Raw genomic sequence first — 17,953 nt, 5'->3', positions numbered from 1 at the left:
TTGCCCGCTATGCGGGGTTTTTAAAGGCTCATTCACTGGTTGAATGGGCCTTTTGTTTGTCTGCGATTTGAGCCTCCCTTCCTTTTTGGCTTGCCGACCAGCGGTGTGGCCATCTGCTTGCGGAAAAATATTACGAGCATAATATTACCTTCATCATATTTGGAGGTGCGCCATGCTCGACAAGAAAGCCCAGAGCCGCGAAAAGATCCTCGAGGCCGCCCGCAAGGCCATGATCCAGCGAGGCGTGGCCGACCCCAGTGTCAGTGAGGTGATGGGCGCCGCAGGCATGACCGTGGGGGGCTTCTACGCCCATTTCGACAGCAAGGACGCTTTGATGCTCGAAGCCTTCAACCAGCTGCTGGGTGAGCGCCGGGCCATGCTTGACCAGGTGGACCCCACCCTGCCCGGTGAAGCGCGCCGCGCCTTGATGGCCGCCTACTACCTGTCACGCAGGCACCGCGATGCCGAAGACCGCGCCTGCCCGTTGCCCACCGCCCTGGCCGAAATGGGGCGCCTGCCCGACAGCTTCCGTCAGGTGCTGACCGAGCACGTCGAGCAATTGGCTGCACGCCTGGGCGACAGCCCGCAGGACGATGACACCGCCCTGGCCGACTTGGCCCTGATGGTGGGTGGCCTGGCGCTGGGGCGTGCCCTGGGCCAGACCGAACTGTCCGACCGTATCCTGCGTGCCGCGAAAAAGGCCGTGCGCTGAACAACCTTGCTCAGGAGTGTTGCCATGACCACGCTCAACTGGATTCGCGGCGTCAACCGGACCCTGGGCCACCTGGCCCCGCAGCAGGTGGCCGCGCGCATGCGCCTGGCCTTCATGCGCCCGCACACTCGACCGCCACACGACTGGGAGTTGCCATTGTTGGCCCGCGCCGAGCGCGTGACCCTGCGCTTTGGCTTGTCGGTGCTGCGCTGGGGGCAGGGGCCCACGGTGTTGCTGATGCACGGCTGGGAAGGTCGGCCCACGCAATTTGCCGCGCTGATCGAGGCGCTGGTGCAGGCGGGTTACAGCGTGGTGGCGCTGGAAGGGCCGGGCCATGGTCGCTCGCGTGGCAGTCAGGCCCATGTGGTGCTGTTTGCTCATGCGTTGCTGGAGGCGGCCGCGCAATTGCCGCCATTGCGCGCGGTTATTGGTCACTCCATGGGTGGCGCAGCAGCCCTGCTGGCCAGCCAGTGGGGCCTGAAAGCCGAGGTGCTGGTCAGCGTTTCGGCGCCGGCGCGCATCTTGGGCATGCTGCGTAACTTCGCCGCCCATGTCGGCCTGCCCGCGCGGGCGCGTTCGGCCTTCATTCGCCAGGTGGAGCACACCGTAGGCATCGCCGCGGCGCAGTTGGACGTCAGCCGCTATCAGCTGGAGATGCCGGGGCTGATCGTGCACGCGGACAATGATCCGCTGGTGCCGGTGGCTGAAGCGCACGCCATTCATAAGGCGTGGTTCGGCAGTCGTTTGTTGGTGCTGCCCCAAGGTGGTCATCAGCGTGTGCTGGCTGATCCGCAGCTGCTTGATGGCGTACTCGGCCTGCTCAGTCATAGCCCGGCGCGGCAATCGGCCTGAGGGTGCGCTAGACTGGCGCCTGCCTTTGGAGCAGGAGCGCGAGCGCGCATGAATTGGGATCTGGCTACGCCGTTTGTCATCGACCTGAGTGTCGGGGCCGAGGATATCGATGGATTGGGGCATGCCAACAATGCCGTGTATGTGACCTGGCTTGAGCGCTGTGCGTGGCGACATTCCCAGCGCCTGGGGTTGGACTTGAGCGAGTACCGGCGTCTCAACCGGGCCATGGCCGTGGTGCGTCATGAAATCGACTATCTGGCGGCGGCTTACGAGAACGATGAGCTGCAACTGGCCACCTGGATCGTCGAATCTGATCAACGCTTGAAAATGACGCGGCAATTTCAGCTGATGCGGCCCCGTGACGCGGTGACGTTGTTGCGGGCGCGGACGACGTTTTGTTGCATTGACCTGGCCAGTGGCAAGCCCAAGCGCATGCCGGCCGAGTTTATCGAGGGGTATGGGCCTGCGGTAATGAGTACCCTTTGATCCGGGTAGATTGATGGCTTTTGTGGGAGCGGGCTCTGCCCGCGAAGCAGGCGCCGCATTGAGTCAGGTATTGCGCGGTGTTGCTTTCGCGGGCAGAGTCCGCTCCCACGAAAATTCGCTACAATGGCGCACTTTTTTTCTCCCCGAGATTCCCATGCACATTGCCCTGGCCCCCATGGAAGGCCTGGTCGACAACATCCTGCGTGACGTGCTGACCCGTGTCGGCGGTATCGACTGGTGTGTCACCGAGTTCATTCGCGTCAACGACATGCTGTTGCCGCCTGCCGTGTTCCACAAGATGGCGCCGGAGCTGGCCAGCGGCTGCGTGACGCCGGCCGGCACGCAGATGCGCGTGCAATTGCTGGGCTCCGACCCCATCTGCCTGGCCGACAACGCCGCACTGGCCGTTAGCCTGGGCGCGCCGGTGATCGACCTGAACTTCGGCTGCCCGGCCAAGACCGTGAACAAGTCGCGCGGCGGCGCGGTGCTGCTCAAGGAGCCGGAACTGCTGCACAGCATCCTTCGCGAGGTGCGCCGCGCGGTACCTGCGCACATTCCGGTGACCGCCAAGATGCGCCTGGGCTTTGACAGCCCGGACGGCGCCCTGGTGTGCGCCGAGGCCCTGGCCGAGGGCGGTGCCGAGGTGTTGGTGGTGCATGCGCGCACCAAGGTCGACGGTTACAAGCCGCCGGCGCACTGGGAGTGGGTGGCCAGGGTGCGTGACGTGGTGAAGGTGCCGGTATACGCCAACGGTGAGGTGTGGACCGTGGATGACTGGCGCCGCTGCCGGGAAATCAGTGGCGTGCCGGACATCATGCTGGGCCGCGGCCTGGTCTCGCGCCCTGACCTGGCCCGGCAGATCGCCGCGGCCCAGGCCGGCATCGAACTGGCGCCCATGACCTGGGCCGAGCTGATGCCTCTGCTGCAGGCGTTCTGGCGCCAGGCGGTGATCGACCTCACCCCGCGCCAGGCGCCGGGGCGGCTCAAGCAATGGCTGGCCATGCTGACCCGCACCTTTCCGGAGGCGGTGGAGTTGTTTGCGCTGGTGCGCCGCGAAACCGATTGTGATCGAGTGGGGCAATTGTTGGGTGTACGGGTTCAGGAAGCCGCCTGATTCAACACACTTGCTGTAGCAGCGGCCGACAGGGCTTTGCCTCAACCTCGAATTTCGTCGATCAACATCTGTCTGAATTGTGCCAACGGCAATGGCCGGCTGTGCAGATACCCTTGGTACAGGTGGCAGCCCAGCCGCTCCAGGAACTCCAGTTGCTCGGACAGTTCCACCCCTTCGGCAATCACCGTCAGTTCCAGGCTGCGGGCCATGGCGACAATGGCGCGCACGATCTCGGCGTCGTTGGGGTCTTGCGGTGCGTCGCGCACGAATGACTGGTCGATCTTCAGCGCGTCCACCGGCAGGCGCTTGAGGTAGGTCAGCGACGAATAGCCGGTGCCGAAGTCGTCCATGGCAAAGCTGACCCCGAGCTTTTTCAGGCTGCGCATTTTGTTGATGGTGTCTTCCAGGTTCTGGATGACGATGCCTTCGGTGATTTCCAGCTTGAGCAGCGTGCAGGGCAGGTTGTTCTGGCTCAGGCTGCGCTCCACGCGCTGGACGAAGTCGTTCTGGCGAAACTGCCGCGGGCTGATGTTCACGCACAGGGCAAAGTCATTGACGTCGATCAGCCCCTCGCGCAGCAGTTGCGCACAGGCGCCACAGGCTTCGTCGAGGATCCAGCTGCCCACTTCCAGGATCAGCCCGCTTTCTTCCAGTACCTGAATGAACTGCGCCGGCGATTGCTGGCCCAGTAGCGGGTGGTGCCAGCGCAGCAGTACTTCGGCGCCGACGATGCGGTCTTCGCGGGCGTCTACCTGGGGCTGGAAATGCAGGCTCAGCTCGCCCCGGGCCAGGGCCATGCGCAGGTCGTTTTCCATTTGCAGGCGCTCGCTGGCGGCCTTCTGCATGGTGTTGTGGAACATCTGGGTGGTGTTGCGTCCCGAGTCCTTGGCCTTGTACAGGGCAATGTCGGCGCGCTTGAGCAGGTCGGCGGGCGTGGTGCCATGGTCGGGAATCAGCGCCACGCCGATGCTGGGCGTGACCTGCAACCGTTGGCCGTCCAGTGACATGGGCTCGGCCAGCAGCGCGCGCAATGTGTCGGCCAGTTCACGCACCTGGGCGGTGACGTCGGCGCGGGTGCCTTCCAGGCCGGTGAGCAGCACCACGAACTCGTCGCCGCCCAGCCGCGCCACGGTGTCCTCCAGGCGCACGCTGGCTTCCAGCCGCGCGGTAATGATCTTCAGCACCGTGTCGCCCACCGGGTGGCCCAGCGAGTCGTTGATGTGCTTGAAGTGGTCCAGGTCCAGGAACAGCAGGGCGCCACGCAGGTTATGGCGTTTTAGCAGGGCGATCTGCTGGCTCAGGCGGTCCATCAGCAGGGCGCGGTTGGGCAGGTTGGTAAGGGGGTCGTGATAGGCCAGGTGGCGAATCTGCGCCTGGGCGTTCTTCAACTGGCTGACGTCGCGGGCGTTGAGCAGCAGGCAGGGCGTTTCGTTGAGCGTGATCGGCTCCACCGACACCTCCAGCGTCAGCGCCTCGCCGCGCTTGTTGCGGCCGATCAGCTCGCGGTGGTGCAGGTGGCCGCTTTCTTCCAGTTCTGTGAGCAACAGTGCGTGCTGGCGCGGGTCGGCCCAGAAGCCGATGTCATCCACGCTGCGCCCCAGTACTTCGTTGACGCTGTAGCCGGTCAGGCGGCAGAAGCCGTCGTTGACCTCCAGGTAGCGGCCGCTGTCGCGCTCGGTGATGGTGATGGCGTCGGGGCTGGAGTGAAAGGCCTTGGCGAACTTCTCCTCGCTGCTCTTGAGCGCTGCCTCGGCCCGTTGCTGCTGGGTGATGTCGCGCAGGGTGGTGACCACGCAGGGCTGGTTGTCCACGGTGATCAGGCGGCTGGAGATCAGGCAGGTGAGGACCTGGCCGTTTTTGTGCATGACCTGCACGGCCACGTTATTCAGCGCCCGTTCGCGAATCACTTCCTCGATGCGCTGCAGGCGTTCGACACTGTCCAGCCAGAAGCCCAGTTCGTCGGCGCCATTGCGCTTGAGCTCATCGGGACTCCAGCCGAAGGTCTGGGAAAAACTGGGGTTGATCTCGATGAACTGCCCGCTGGCCTGCAGCGTCACGCAGATCGGGTCGGTACTGGCCTGGAACAGGCTGGCGAATTTCTCTTCGGAGCTGGCCAGGCGCTGTTCGCGTTCCACCTGCTCGGTCATGTCCAGCAGGGTACCGGCCATGCGCAGCGGCTGGCCGTGCTCGTCGCGGTACAGCCGTGCGCGGCTTTCGATGTAGCGCGAGGTGCCGTTTTCCAGGGCGATGCGGTAGGTGATCTGGTAATTGCCTGCCGGCCCTTCGCGCAAACTGCGGTAGGCCTGGCGCATGGTGTTGCGTTCTTCGTCGGGCACGCCCTCGAAAAAAGCTTCGAAGGACTCATGGAAGGGCACCGGCTCCAGGCCGTGCAATTGCGCGGCCCGGGCCGAGCCATAGAGCATGCCGCTGGGAATGTGCCAGTCCCAGGTGCCCAGCTGGGCCGAGTCCAGGGCCAGGTCCAAACGTTCCTGGCTGTCCTTCAAGGCCTGTTCGGCGCGCTTGCTCTCGCTGGTGTCGGTGAAGGTGCTGAGCAGGTAGCTGGCGCCGTCCAGCTCGATGTTCTGGGTGCTGAGGATACCGTCGTGAACCTGCCCGGTGCTGGCGCAGAAGCGCACCTCCATGTTCACCGGTTCGCTGGTGTGCAGGGTGGCTTCGAGCATTCTGTGGCGTTGTTCGGGCTCGGCCCACAGGCCCAGCTCCACGGTGGTCTTGTTGATGATCTGGTGGGCGGCCCAGCCCAGGGTCTTTTCGAAGTGGTGGTTCACCTCGTGGATCAGGCCGTCGTTGCGGCGGGTCAGCAGCACCACGTTGGGGCTGAGGTGGAACAGAGTGGCGAAGCGCTTCTCGGAGTTGATCAGCGCGGTTTCCCGGTCGCGCTGGCGCGTTATCTCGCGGATCACGCCGATCATCTGCGGGCGCCCATCCTTGGTGTGCACCAGGCTACCGTTGATTTCCAGCCAGTGCAGGCTGCCGTCCGGCCAGCGAATGCGGTGGCGCATGGCCTGTTCCACCGGTTCGCCGCGCAACACCGCCTGAAACGCCTGCATGGTACGGCCGCGGTCTTCCTCGGGCAGCAGGTCCAGGTAGTCCACGTCATTGGGCAGCGGCATCTGCGGGTCGAAGCCGAACAGCGCCTGGGTGCCCCGCGACCAGCTGATCTGCCCGGTGTCGATGTCCCAGAACCACGCACCCAGGTGCGCGCCATTGAGGGCGGCCAGCAGTTGCGGGGCGCTTTCCCAGGTTTGCTCGGATTCCTGGGGATCAGCCGCGTGGATACGCGGTAATCGCGGAAAGCGTGAAGCTGACTTCGGCATGGATACCGGACCTTTGCGGATAAGGCTTCCTTAAGGTAGACCGTCTGCGCGCGCGCGCTACCCCGCGAGGGCGCCTGGCTCTGCGTCAAGCAGCGTCATGAAGGCCCGGGCAGCGTTGGACAGCGTTCTTTCGGTGTGCACGATGTAGCCTAGCTGGCGACTGAGCTGTATGCCCGGCAACGCGATGCTGTGTACCTGATCGTCGAGCATGGTGCGCGGCAGCACGCTCCAGGCCAGGCCAATGGACACCATCATCTTGATGGTTTCCAGGTAGTTGGTGCTCATGGCGATGTTCGCGGTCAGGCCCCGGGCCTCGAACAGGCGCTGGACAATGTGGTGGGTAAAGGTGTTGCCGCCGGGAAAAACCGCCGGGTGGTAAGCAATGTCGGCCAGGCTCACGGCGCCATTGAGGGCCAGCGGGTGCTCGGGGGCCACCACGAAGTCCAAAGGGTCGCTCCACACCGGCACCGTGCGCACCAGGCCGTGGGGTTCGGGTGCCAGGGTAATCACCGCCAGCTCGGCGCGGCCGTGGAGGATTTCGTCGTAGGCCACTTCCGAATCCAGGAACTGGATGTCCAGAGCCACGTTCGGGTAGCGCTTGGTGAAGGCGCGCAGCACCGGTGGCAAGCGGTGCAGGCCAATGTGATGGCTGGTGGCCAGGGTCAGACGCCCCGTGACCTCGCCGGTCAGGTTGGTGAGCGCCCGTCGGGTATCGTCCAGCACGTTGAGAATCTGGTAGGCGCGAGGCAGCAGCGCGCGCCCGGCTTCCGTCAGGCTGACTTCGCGCCCAAGGCGGTCGAAGAGGCGTACATTGAGTTGTTGCTCCAGGCCGGCAATGCGTTTGCTGATGGCCGGTTGGGTCAAATGCAGGCGCTCGCCAGCCCCCGAAAAGCTGCCGCACTCGGCAATGGCGATGAAAGCGTTGAGGTTGGCGAGGTCCATCTATTCGGATTCCTATTGGTTATCCAAAGCATGAAAATTATGAATTTGAGTAATCAAATGTAACCCCTTAGCATTCGCCCTACAAGCCAAGCGGTTATTGGCACAGAAAAGATACTGATGAGGAAAGTCTGATGGCCGGCAAAACGCTCTACGACAAGCTCTGGGATTCGCATTTGGTCAAGCAGCGCGACGACGGTTCGGCGCTGATCTACATTGATCGTCACATCATCCATGAAGTGACTTCGCCCCAGGCTTTCGAAGGTCTGCGCCTGGCCAATCGCAAGCCATGGCGCATCGACGCCAACATTGCCACCCCGGACCACAACGTGCCGACTACCCCCGAGCGCAAGGGCGGCATCGAAGCCATTGCCGACCAGGTGTCGCGCCTTCAGGTGCAGACCCTGGACGACAACTGCGACGAGCACGGCATCACCGAGTTCAAGATGAACGACGTGCGCCAGGGCATCGTCCACGTCATCAGCCCGGAGCAGGGCGCCACCCTGCCAGGCATGACCGTGGTCTGCGGTGACTCGCACACCTCCACCCACGGTGCGTTTGGCGCCCTGGCCCACGGCATCGGCACCTCGGAAGTGGAGCACGTGCTGGCTACCCAGTGCCTGGTGGCCAAAAAAATGAAAAACATGCTGGTGCGTGTCGAAGGCGCACTGCCCTTCGGCGTGACCGCCAAGGACATCGTCCTGGCCGTGATCGGCAAGATCGGCACTGCGGGCGGCAACGGCCATGCCATGGAATTCGCCGGCAGCGCCATTCGCGACCTGTCCGTGGAAGGCCGCATGACCATCTGTAACATGTCCATCGAAGCCGGCGCACGCGTGGGCCTGGTGGCTGCCGATGAGAAGACCATTGCCTACGTTGAAGGCCGCCCCTTCGCGCCAAAGGGCGAGCACTGGGCCAAGGCCGTCGAAGCCTGGAAAGACCTGGTGTCCGACGCCGACGCCGAGTTCGACACCGTGGTCGAGCTGGACGCCGCCCAGATCAAGCCGCAAGTCAGCTGGGGCACCTCGCCGGAAATGGTATTGGCCGTTGACCAGAACGTGCCAGACCCGGCCAAAGAGGCTGACCCGGTCAAGCGTGGCTCCATCGAACGCGCCCTGAAGTACATGGGCCTGAGCGCCAACCAGGCGATCACCGATATCCAGCTGGACCGCGTGTTCATTGGCTCGTGCACCAACTCGCGCATCGAAGACCTGCGCGCCGCCGCCGAGATTGCCAAGGGCCGCAAAGTGGCGTCCACGGTCAAGCAGGCCATCGTCGTGCCGGGCTCGGGCCTGGTGAAAGCGCAGGCCGAGAAAGAAGGCCTGGACAAGATTTTCCTCGAAGCGGGCTTCGAATGGCGTGAACCGGGCTGCTCCATGTGCCTGGCCATGAACCCGGACCGCCTGGAGTCGGGCGAGCACTGCGCGTCCACCTCCAACCGCAACTTCGAAGGCCGTCAGGGCGCCGGTGGCCGTACTCACCTGGTGAGCCCGGCCATGGCCGCCGCCGCCGCCGTCACCGGCCGTTTCATCGATGTCCGTGAATTGATCCAAGGGAGCGCAGCATGAAAGCCTTTACCCAGCACACCGGCCTCGTCGCGCCGCTGGACCGTGCCAACGTCGACACCGACCAAATCATTCCCAAGCAGTTCCTGAAGTCGATCAAGCGCACCGGCTTTGGCCCTAACCTGTTTGACGAGTGGCGCTACCTGGACGTGGGCCAGCCCTACCAGGACAACTCCAAGCGCCCGCTGAACAAGGACTTCGTGCTCAACCACGAACGTTATCAAGGTGCCAGCGTGCTGCTGGCGCGGGAAAACTTCGGTTGCGGCTCCAGCCGCGAGCACGCGCCGTGGGCGCTGGAAGAATATGGTTTTCGCACCATCATCGCGCCGAGCTACGCCGATATTTTCTTCAACAACAGCTTCAAGAACGGCCTGCTGCCGATCATTCTCGACGACGCTGAAGTCGACGAACTGTTCAAGCAGGTCGAAGCCAACCCAGGCTACCAGTTGACTGTCGACCTGCAAGCGCAGACCGTGACCCGCGCCGACGGCAAGGTCCTGAGCTTCGAGATCGACGAATTTCGCAAGCACTGCCTGCTCAACGGCCTGGACGACATCGGCCTGACCCTGCAGGATGGCGACGCCATTGCGGCGTTCGAGGGCAAGCACCGGGCCAGCCAGCCGTGGTTGTTCCGCGACGCCTGAATGCTTCGCCGACGCGGTCCGCTCTTGCAGGGAGCGGGCCGTGCTCGCGAAGGCCGCACCGCAATTCCGAATTGAACACAAGATCGAGGAAAGCATGAGCAAGCAGATTCTGATTCTCCCAGGCGACGGTATTGGCCCTGAAATCATGGCCGAGGCGGTCAAGGTCCTTGAGCTGGCCAACGACAAGTTCAGCCTGGGCTTCGAACTGCAGCACGACGTGATCGGTGGCGCCGCCATCGACAAGCACGGCGTGCCCCTGGCCGACGAGACCCTGGAACTGGCGCGCCAGGCCGATGCCGTGCTGCTGGGCGCCGTGGGCGGCCCGAAATGGGACAAGATCGAGCGTGACATTCGTCCCGAGCGCGGCTTGCTGAAGATCCGCGCGCAACTGGGCCTGTTCGGCAACCTGCGCCCGGCCATCCTCTACCCGCAACTGGCCGATGCTTCCAGCCTGAAACCGGAAATCGTCGCCGGCCTGGACATTCTCATCGTTCGCGAACTCACCGGCGGCATCTACTTCGGCGCCCCGCGCGGCAGCCGCGAGCTGGAAAACGGCGAGCGCCAGGCCTACGACACCCTGCCGTACAGCGAAAGCGAAATCCGCCGCATCGCCCGTGTCGGTTTCGACATGGCCCGTGTGCGTGGCAACAAGCTGTGCTCGGTAGACAAGGCCAACGTGCTGGCGTCCAGCCAACTGTGGCGTGAAGTGGTCGAGGAAGTGGCCAAGGACTACCCGGACGTCGAGTTGAGCCACATGTACGTGGACAACGCCGCCATGCAACTGGTGCGCGCGCCCAAGCAGTTCGACGTGATCGTCACCGACAACATGTTCGGCGACATTCTGTCGGATGAGGCTTCCATGCTCACCGGTTCCATCGGCATGCTGCCGTCGGCCTCGCTGGATGCCAACAACAAGGGCATGTACGAGCCATGCCACGGTTCGGCGCCGGACATCGCAGGGCAAGGTATTGCCAACCCGCTGGCCACCATCCTGTCGGTGTCGATGATGCTGCGTTACAGCTTCAACCAACAGGCGGCCGCCGACGCCATCGAGAAGGCCGTGAGCCTGGTTCTGGACCAGGGCCTGCGCACCGGCGACATCTGGTCGCAGGGTTGTGCCAAGGTTGGTACGCAGGAAATGGGCGATGCAGTAGTCGCCGCGCTGCGGAATCTGTAATCTCTTGGGCCCGCTACACCAGTAGCGGCCCACTTTTTTGTCAAAGGTGTAGTTGCGATGAAACGTGTAGGTCTGATCGGTTGGCGCGGTATGGTCGGTTCCGTGCTCATGCAGCGGATGCTGGAAGAGCAGGACTTCGATCTTATCGAGCCGGTGTTTTTCACCACTTCCAATGTCGGCGGCCAAGGCCCGGCGGTAGGCAAGGATATTGCCCCGCTCAAGGACGCCTATAGCATTGAAGAGTTGAAAACCCTCGACGTCATTCTGACCTGCCAGGGCGGCGACTACACCAGCGAGGTTTTCCCCAAGCTGCGTGAAGCCGGCTGGCAGGGTTACTGGATCGACGCCGCTTCCAGCCTGCGCATGCAGGATGACGCAGTCATCGTGCTGGACCCGGTCAACCGCAAGGTCATCGACCAGCAGCTGGACGCCGGTACCAAGAACTACATCGGCGGCAACTGCACCGTCAGCCTGATGCTGATGGGCCTGGGCGGCCTGTTCGAAGCCGGCCTGGTGGAATGGATGAGTGCCATGACCTACCAGGCGGCCTCGGGCGCCGGTGCGCAGAACATGCGCGAGCTGATCCGCCAGATGGGCGCCACCCACGCTGCGGTGGCCGATGACCTGGCCAACCCGGCCAGCGCCATCCTGGACATCGACCGCAAAGTGGCCGAAGCCATGCGCAGCGAAGCCTACCCCACCGAAAACTTCGGTGTGCCGTTGGCGGGCAGCCTGATCCCGTGGATCGACAAGGAACTGCCTAACGGCCAGAGCCGCGAAGAGTGGAAGGCCCAGGCCGAGACCAACAAGATCCTGGGCCGCTTCAAGAGCCCGATCCCGGTCGACGGCATCTGCGTGCGCATCGGCGCCATGCGTTGCCACAGCCAGGCGCTGACCATCAAGCTGAACAAGGACGTGCCGATCGCCGACATCGAAGGGCTGATCAGCCAGCACAACCCTTGGGTCAAACTGGTGCCCAACCAGCGTGAAATCAGCATGCAGGAACTGAGCCCGACCAACGTCACCGGCACCCTGAACGTGCCGGTTGGCCGCTTGCGCAAGCTGAACATGGGTTCCCAGTACCTGGGCGCGTTCACGGTCGGCGACCAGCTGCTGTGGGGCGCGGCCGAGCCGCTGCGTCGCATGCTGCGGATTTTGCTGGAGCGGTGAGCTGCGGTTTGAGTTGAAGAAACCCGTGCCTGTTGGTGCGGGTTTTTTTATGGGTGTGGTTTGGGGGCGCTAGCCTTTGATTTTTTTTGGCGCTCGATCTCAATAACACCCAAAAAACCCACGCCATGCCCCCTGGCCCCCTCCCAACCCCAAGACAAGCGCAACAATTAGATATAAAGTCCCGCCCCCCTGCCAACCCCCGAGGATCCCCCATGACCCAGACTTTCGACATCGCCATCATCGGCGCCACCGGTACCGTCGGCGAAACCCTGGTGCAGATCCTTGAGGAGCGCGGTTTCCCGGTCGGTAGCCTGCACCTGCTGGCCAGCATCGAGTCCGCTGGCGCCTCGGTGCCGTTCCGCGGCAAGAACGTGCGCGTGCGTGAAGTGGAACAGTTCGATTTCAGCCAGGTGCGCGTGGCCTTCTTCGCCGCCGGCCCGGCCGTGACCCGCAGCTTCGCGTCCCGCGCCACCACGGCTGGTTGCACAGTGATCGACCTGTCGGGCGAATTGCCGGTGCCTCACGTGGTGCCGGAGGCCAACGGTGACGTGCTGGCCAGCCTCAAGGCCCCGGTGCAGGTCAGCAGCCCCAGCTCCAGCGCCGTGGCGCTGGCCCTGATTCTGGCGCCGCTGCGCGAACAACTGGGCCTTTTGAAGGTCAATGTCACCGCCGCCATGGCGATCTCGGCCCTTGGCCGCGAAGCGGTCAGCGAACTGGCGCGCCAGACCGCCGAACTGCTCAACGCCCGCCCACTGGAGCCGCGTTTCTTCGATCGCCAGGTGGCGTTCAACCTGTTGCCTCAGGTGGGCAAGGTCGACGAGCAGGGTCATGTGGCGCTGGAGCGGCGCCTGGTTGCCGAGCTGCGAGAGCTACTTGAGCTACCTTTGTTAAAGATTTCCGTGACTTGCGTTCAAGCTCCGGTGTTTTTTGGCGATAGCCTCACTGTGTCGCTGCAGACCGAGCGCGCTGTGGACCTGGCAGCGGTGAATGCCGCACTGGAAAGCGCTGATGGCATTGAACTGGTGGAGGAGGGGGACTACCCCACCCCGGTAGGTGACGCAGTGGGTCAGGATGTGGTTTATGTGGGGCGCGTGCGAAAAGGCATCGATGACCCGTGCGAACTCAACCTTTGGGCTACGCTCGATAACGTGCGCAAGGGCGCTGCGCTAAACGCCGTGCAGTTGGCCGAGTTGTTGATAAAAGACCTGCTGTAAAAGATACTTGGCAACAATTTACAGAATGATTCTAGCTCGGTGCCTGCACCGGGCCGATTGCTTGAGGTGAGCTGCCTCCAGGCAGCTTTTCACTTCTTCTCGCTTGCCGAGGAAATGTTCAAACAAGGATTAGGCCATGGTTCAAGTTCGCAAACTGGTGTTAGCAATAGCTGCCGCTTCGGCGCTGTCATCCGGTATGGCGCGTGCACTGGATCTGGGTGAGGTCACCCTGAAATCAGCGGCCAACCAGCCGCTGGTGGCCGAGATCGAATTGCTCGACGTTCGCGACCTGGCACCGGCCGACATCAAGCCCAGCCTGGCCTCGCCAGAAGACTTCCAGAAGGCCGGCGTCAATCGCGAGGCCATCCTCAGTGACCTGACGTTCACGCCGGTGATCAACAGCGGCGGCCGTAGTGTTATCCGCGTCACCTCCAAGCAGCCGGTCAGCGAGCCGATGCTCAAGTTCCTGGTGCAGGTACTGTGGCCTCAAGGCCGCCTGCTGCGCGATTACAGCGTGATGGTCGACGCCTCCAAGCTCGCGCCTCAGGGCGCAGCGCCGGTGCAGCCGGCCGCCACACCGGCGGTCACCGCGCCTACCCAGGGCAAGGAAGGCGGCTATACCACCAGCAAGCGTGACACGCTGTGGGACATTGCCCAGAAGAACCCGAACAACGGCGCTTCGATACAGCAGACCATGCTGGCGATCCAGGCGCTGAACCCTGACGCCTTCGTTGATGGCAACATCAACCGCCTCAAGACCGGCCAGGTCTTGCGCATGCCCGATGCCCAACAGGCCACGGCGCTGGGCCAGGGCCCGGCGATTGCCGAAGTGGCCCGCCAGAACGCCGCCTGGCGCGAGGGCCGCCGCCTGGGTCCGCGCGCCCAGCAGTTGGACGCCACACGCCGTACGGGTACCGGCAATGCCCCGGCGCAAACCGAGGCGGGCGACAAGCTCAGCCTGGTGGCCGCCGACGGCAAGAATGGCCAGGGCAAGGCGGGTGATCGTCAGGCACGCCTGGCCGCGGCCAAGGAAAACCTTGATGCCACCCGGCGCAGCAATGCCGAACTGAAAGACCGCATGGGCGACCTGCAGAGCCAGTTGGACAAACTGCAGACGCTCATCCAGCTCAAGAACGATCAACTGGCCAAGCTGGAAGCTGCGGGCGCCGATACCTCGGCCACCCCGCCGGCCACCGCCACCCCGCCGGCGGCCGACGCTGCGGCACCTGCCCCGGTACCGGCGGTGAATGCCCAACTGGCGCCGGCACCCGAAGCGCCGGCTGCCACGCCTGCGCCGGATGCTGCTGCGCCTGTTCCCGCCCCCGCCCCGGTTGAAGCGCCGGCGCCTGACGAAGGCAAGCCCGGCCTGTTCACCAAGTTGCTGACCAGCCCGCTGATGCTAGGCCTGATTGGCGGCGCCGCCGTGCTGATCCTGCTGCTGGCGGCATTGCTGCTGGCCCGTCGCCGCAAGGCCCAGCTGGAAGCCGAAAAGCACATGCGCATGGCCCGTGCGCTGGCGGAGGAAACTGATTTCGACAAGGATCTCGACCTGCCACCGGGCAGTTTCGAAGGCCTGGAAACCCCGGCCCCGTCGGTCAAGCTGGCACCGGCCATGGTCGCTGCGTCCGCCGCTGCGGCAGTGGCGGCCGCCGAGCCTGCGCCGGTCGTGCACGCGCCGGTCTCCGCAGTCATCCCCACGCCGCCACTGCGCCCGGCCGCTGAACCTGTGGTAGCCGCCCCGGTGGTCGAGCCGCTGGTGGCCTCGGTGATCGAGCCGGTGCCTGCGCCGGTCGCGGCGGGCGAGCCTGCCAGCGACGTGTTGGCCGAGGCCGACCGGCTGATGGCCGAGCACCGCTTCAACGAGGCGGCCGACCTGCTCGAACCTGCCGTGAAGGCAGAGCCGCAGCGCAGTGACCTGCGCCTGAAACTGATGGAAGTCTATGCCCACCAGGGTGACCGCAGCGCTTTCATCGGCGAAGAGCGTCAACTGGTGGCCAATGGCGACAACCACGCCGCCGTCGAAGGCCTGAAGTCGCGCTTCCCGGCGATGCTGGGCGTGGCTATCGCCGCCGCCAGCGCCGCGGCCGTGGCCGCCGAGCTGGACGCCCAGTACGTCAAGGACCTGCTGATGGACGAGCCGGGCGCGGCTGACCCGATCGACGACACCTTCGACAGCGACTTCGACCTGGACCTGGACGACGACCTCGGTGCCCCGGCCGAACCAGACCTGGACATTGCCGACTTCGACGATGACCTGGAACTGGACGCGCCACAGCCACTGGAGGCCGCCGCCTCCGCCGCCGACATCGAAGCGCCGTCGGCCCTGGAAGAAGACGACCTGGACTTCGAGGCCCTGCTGGCCGAACACGCCAAGGCCGCCGAAGTGGCGCCGGTGGACGACCTGGCCGAATTTGACCTGGACATCGCCGACGACGAGCCGGTGCCGCCAACCCTGACCCCGGAAGCGGAGGCTCAGTTGGCCGACCTCGATGACGAGCTGAGCCTGGACAAGCCAGCGGTGCCGCCGGCGCCGGTGGATGACCTGGAGCTGCCGGAAGACTTCGACCTGTCCCTGGCCGAAGAGATGGACAGCACCCCGGGCAAGCACCAGGCCGAACTGGGCGACGTCAGTGCCGAACTCGACAAGCTGTCAGCCAGCCTTGAGCACCCGCCGATTCCCGAGCCGTTCAAGGCTGCAGACAAGCCGGTGCCCGATGCCCTGGACGGTTTGGGCAGCCTGGACGACCTGCCGCCCTTCGAGGATGACTTCGACTACCTGTCGGGCACCGACGAGTCGGCCACCAAGCTCGACCTGGCGCGGGCCTACATCGAAATGGGCGACCATGACGGTGCTCGTGACATCCTCGACGAGGTGGCCAAGGAAGGCACCGAAGGGCAGCAGAGTGAAGCGCGCGAGATGCTGTCGCGACTGGTCTGATTCCCCGGCGTTACACAGACAACGGCAGCCCTTGTGGCTGCCGTTGTCGTTTCTGCCGCCCGGCCCCGTATAATGGCGGCCATTGCGCTTTATCACAGGCTTGAACAACGTGGACATTCTTCAACAACCGGCCAGCGAAGTCGCGGCCGACGGCTTTACCCGCATCGCCTTGGGCGTTGAATACAAAGGCTCGCGCTACCGCGGCTGGCAACGCCAGGCGTCGGGGGTGCTGACGGTGCAGCAAACCCTGGAAAAGGCGTTGTCCATCGTTGCCGACTCGCCCGTGGACCTGATGTGCGCCGGGCGCACCGACGCCGGCGTGCACGCCTGTGGCCAGGTGGTGCATTTCGACACCCGCGCGGTACGCTCCATGAAGGCCTGGACCATGGGCGCCAACATCAACCTGCCCCATGACATCAGTGTCACCTGGGCCAAGGAAATGCCGGCCACCTTCCATGCGCGCTTCAAGGCCATCGCCCGACGTTACCGCTACGTGATCTACAACGACCAGATCCGCCCGGCGCACCTGGGTGACGAAATCACCTGGAACCACCGCCCGCTGGACGTGGAGCGCATGGCCGAGGCCGCCCAGTACCTGATTGGTACCCATGACTTCAGCGCCTTCCGCGCCGGCCAGTGCCAGGCCAAGTCGCCGATCAAGCAGATGCACCACGCCCGCGTCACCCGTCACGGCAAGATGATCGTGCTGGATATTCGCGCCAATGCCTTCCTGCACCACATGGTGCGCAACATCGCCGGGGTGCTGATGACCATTGGCGCCGGCGAGCGCCCTGTTGAGTGGATGCGCGAAGTGCTGGAAGGGCGCGAGCGCCGCGCTGGCGGCGTGACCGCACACCCGTTCGGCCTGTACCTGGTGCAGGTGGAGTACCGTGACGAGTTCCCGCTGCCGGAGCGCTACATCGGCCCGCACTTCCTGACAGGCTTCGATACATTGCCGGGCTGACGGACTGGAATGCATTTGCTAACATCCAAAGCTTTGGCGTCTTCTTGAGGTTTTTCCGCATATGTCCGCCGTTCGCAGCAAAATCTGCGGCATTACCCGCATCGAAGACGCGCTGGCCGCTGCCGAGGCGGGCGCCGACGCCATAGGTCTGGTGTTCTACGCCAAGAGCCCGCGGGCGGTCACGGCCGAGCAGGCGCGGGCGATCATTCGTGCGCTGCCGCCGTTCGTGACCACCGTGGGGTTGTTCGTCAATGTCAGCCGCTGCGAGTTGAACGAGATACTGGAAGTGGTGCCGCTGGACCTTTTGCAGTTTCACGGTGACGAAACCCCGGCCGACTGCGAGGGTTATCACCGCCCTTACATCAAGGCGGTGCGGGTGCGACCGGGTGCAGACCTGCAGGCCATCTGCACGCGGTACAGCGGCGCCAGCGGCATTTTGCTGGACACCTACGTGGCCGGCGTGCCGGGCGGTACCGGCGAGGCGTTCGACTGGGGCCTGGTGCCCGAGCGCCTGAGCAAACCGATCATCCTGGCGGGCGGCCTTTCGGCAGCCAACGTGGCCGAGGCCATCGCCCAGGTGAAGCCGTATGCGGTGGATGTCAGCGGCGGGGTAGAAGTGGCCAAGGGCATCAAGGACGCTGACAAGATCGAGGCGTTCATGCAGGCAGTTCGCAACGCGGGCTAGGGCAATTGCGCTATTGGCGTGGGAGCGGGCTTTGCCCGCGAAAAGATCGCCTCGCAGATCTGGAATGCCACGGCGCCTGCCGGGTGGGCAGAGCCTGCCCCCACAAGGGCGATGTGGTGCGAGGTGGGGCGCAGGATGTGACGGTTGCCAATCTGCCA

Annotated in this window: 14 protein-coding genes; 12 read left to right on the top strand and 2 right to left on the bottom strand. The window is 64.3% G+C overall.

Going from position 1 to position 17,953, the window contains the following annotated elements; translation table 11 throughout:
• Nucleotides 1-172: 172 nt before the first annotated feature.
• The 4 genes from PMM47T1_RS27780 (at nt 173) to PMM47T1_RS27765 (ending at nt 3,164) form a co-directional block, all read left to right on the top strand.
• Nucleotides 173-712, top strand: a complete 540-nt coding sequence (locus tag PMM47T1_RS27780) for a TetR/AcrR family transcriptional regulator (protein WP_008375542.1) — start codon at nt 173-175, stop codon at nt 710-712.
• Nucleotides 713-736: 24 nt separating this feature from the next.
• Complete coding sequence (locus PMM47T1_RS27775) at nt 737-1,564, top strand: alpha/beta fold hydrolase (RefSeq protein ID WP_008375540.1); 828 nt, start codon at nt 737-739, stop codon at nt 1,562-1,564.
• Nucleotides 1,565-1,612: 48 nt separating this feature from the next.
• Nucleotides 1,613-2,050, top strand: coding sequence for an acyl-CoA thioesterase (locus PMM47T1_RS27770; RefSeq protein ID WP_008375538.1), 438 nt, complete (start codon nt 1,613-1,615; stop codon nt 2,048-2,050).
• Nucleotides 2,051-2,204: 154 nt separating this feature from the next.
• Complete coding sequence (locus PMM47T1_RS27765; protein ID WP_008375535.1) at nt 2,205-3,164, top strand: tRNA dihydrouridine synthase; 960 nt, start codon at nt 2,205-2,207, stop codon at nt 3,162-3,164.
• A 41-nt stretch (nt 3,165-3,205) separates the two neighbouring features.
• Here PMM47T1_RS27765 and PMM47T1_RS27760 read toward each other — a convergent pair whose 3' ends face one another.
• Both PMM47T1_RS27760 and PMM47T1_RS27755 read right to left on the bottom strand, forming a co-directional pair.
• On the bottom strand, nt 3,206-6,499 hold the full coding sequence (locus PMM47T1_RS27760) for a sensor domain-containing protein (protein ID WP_008375534.1): 3,294 nt from the start codon (nt 6,497-6,499) through the stop codon (nt 3,206-3,208).
• 57 nt (nt 6,500-6,556) lie between these two features.
• A complete protein-coding gene (locus PMM47T1_RS27755; protein ID WP_008375532.1) occupies nt 6,557-7,441 on the bottom strand; it encodes a LysR family transcriptional regulator in 885 nt (294 codons plus the stop codon).
• A gap of 131 nt (nt 7,442-7,572) precedes the next feature.
• On the opposite strand from PMM47T1_RS27755, the gene leuC reads away from it, so the two are divergent.
• The 8 genes from leuC to PMM47T1_RS27715 all read left to right on the top strand — a co-directional run bounded on the left by leuC (nt 7,573) and on the right by PMM47T1_RS27715 (nt 17,795).
• Entirely contained in the window at nt 7,573-9,006 is a 1,434-nt protein-coding gene (leuC, locus tag PMM47T1_RS27750; RefSeq protein ID WP_008375530.1) for a 3-isopropylmalate dehydratase large subunit, read from the top strand.
• Nucleotides 9,003-9,647 carry a 3-isopropylmalate dehydratase small subunit gene (gene leuD / locus PMM47T1_RS27745; RefSeq protein WP_008375518.1) on the top strand — a complete coding sequence of 215 codons (645 nt, stop codon included), beginning with the start codon at nt 9,003-9,005 and terminating at the stop codon, nt 9,645-9,647. The genes leuC and leuD overlap by 4 nt, the downstream gene beginning before the upstream one ends.
• 94 nt (nt 9,648-9,741) lie before the next feature.
• The gene (leuB, locus tag PMM47T1_RS27740) at nt 9,742-10,824 is read left to right on the top strand and encodes a 3-isopropylmalate dehydrogenase (RefSeq protein WP_008375515.1); all 1,083 of its coding nucleotides are present in this window, start codon (nt 9,742-9,744) and stop codon (nt 10,822-10,824) included.
• 57 nt (nt 10,825-10,881) lie between these two features.
• The gene (gene asd, locus PMM47T1_RS27735; protein WP_008375514.1) at nt 10,882-11,994 is read left to right on the top strand and encodes an aspartate-semialdehyde dehydrogenase; all 1,113 of its coding nucleotides are present in this window, start codon (nt 10,882-10,884) and stop codon (nt 11,992-11,994) included.
• Between the two features lie 212 nt (nt 11,995-12,206).
• Nucleotides 12,207-13,208, top strand: a complete 1,002-nt coding sequence (locus PMM47T1_RS27730; protein ID WP_008375512.1) for an aspartate-semialdehyde dehydrogenase — start codon at nt 12,207-12,209, stop codon at nt 13,206-13,208.
• Nucleotides 13,209-13,344: 136 nt separating this feature from the next.
• The gene (locus PMM47T1_RS27725) at nt 13,345-16,146 is read left to right on the top strand and encodes a FimV/HubP family polar landmark protein (protein ID WP_008375510.1); all 2,802 of its coding nucleotides are present in this window, start codon (nt 13,345-13,347) and stop codon (nt 16,144-16,146) included.
• A 109-nt stretch (nt 16,147-16,255) separates the two neighbouring features.
• Nucleotides 16,256-17,110 carry a tRNA pseudouridine(38-40) synthase TruA gene (truA, locus tag PMM47T1_RS27720; protein WP_177323412.1) on the top strand — a complete coding sequence of 285 codons (855 nt, stop codon included), beginning with the start codon at nt 16,256-16,258 and terminating at the stop codon, nt 17,108-17,110.
• A 61-nt stretch (nt 17,111-17,171) separates the two neighbouring features.
• A complete protein-coding gene (locus PMM47T1_RS27715) occupies nt 17,172-17,795 on the top strand; it encodes a phosphoribosylanthranilate isomerase (RefSeq protein ID WP_008375506.1) in 624 nt (207 codons plus the stop codon).
• The last annotated feature ends 158 nt before the right edge of the window (nt 17,796-17,953 follow it).

Source organism: Pseudomonas sp. M47T1 (assembly GCF_000263855.1).
Taxonomy (GTDB): Bacteria; Pseudomonadota; Gammaproteobacteria; order Pseudomonadales; family Pseudomonadaceae; genus Aquipseudomonas.
Note: the sequence above shows the minus strand (reverse complement) of the source record. Positions and strands in the feature narration are given on the sequence as shown.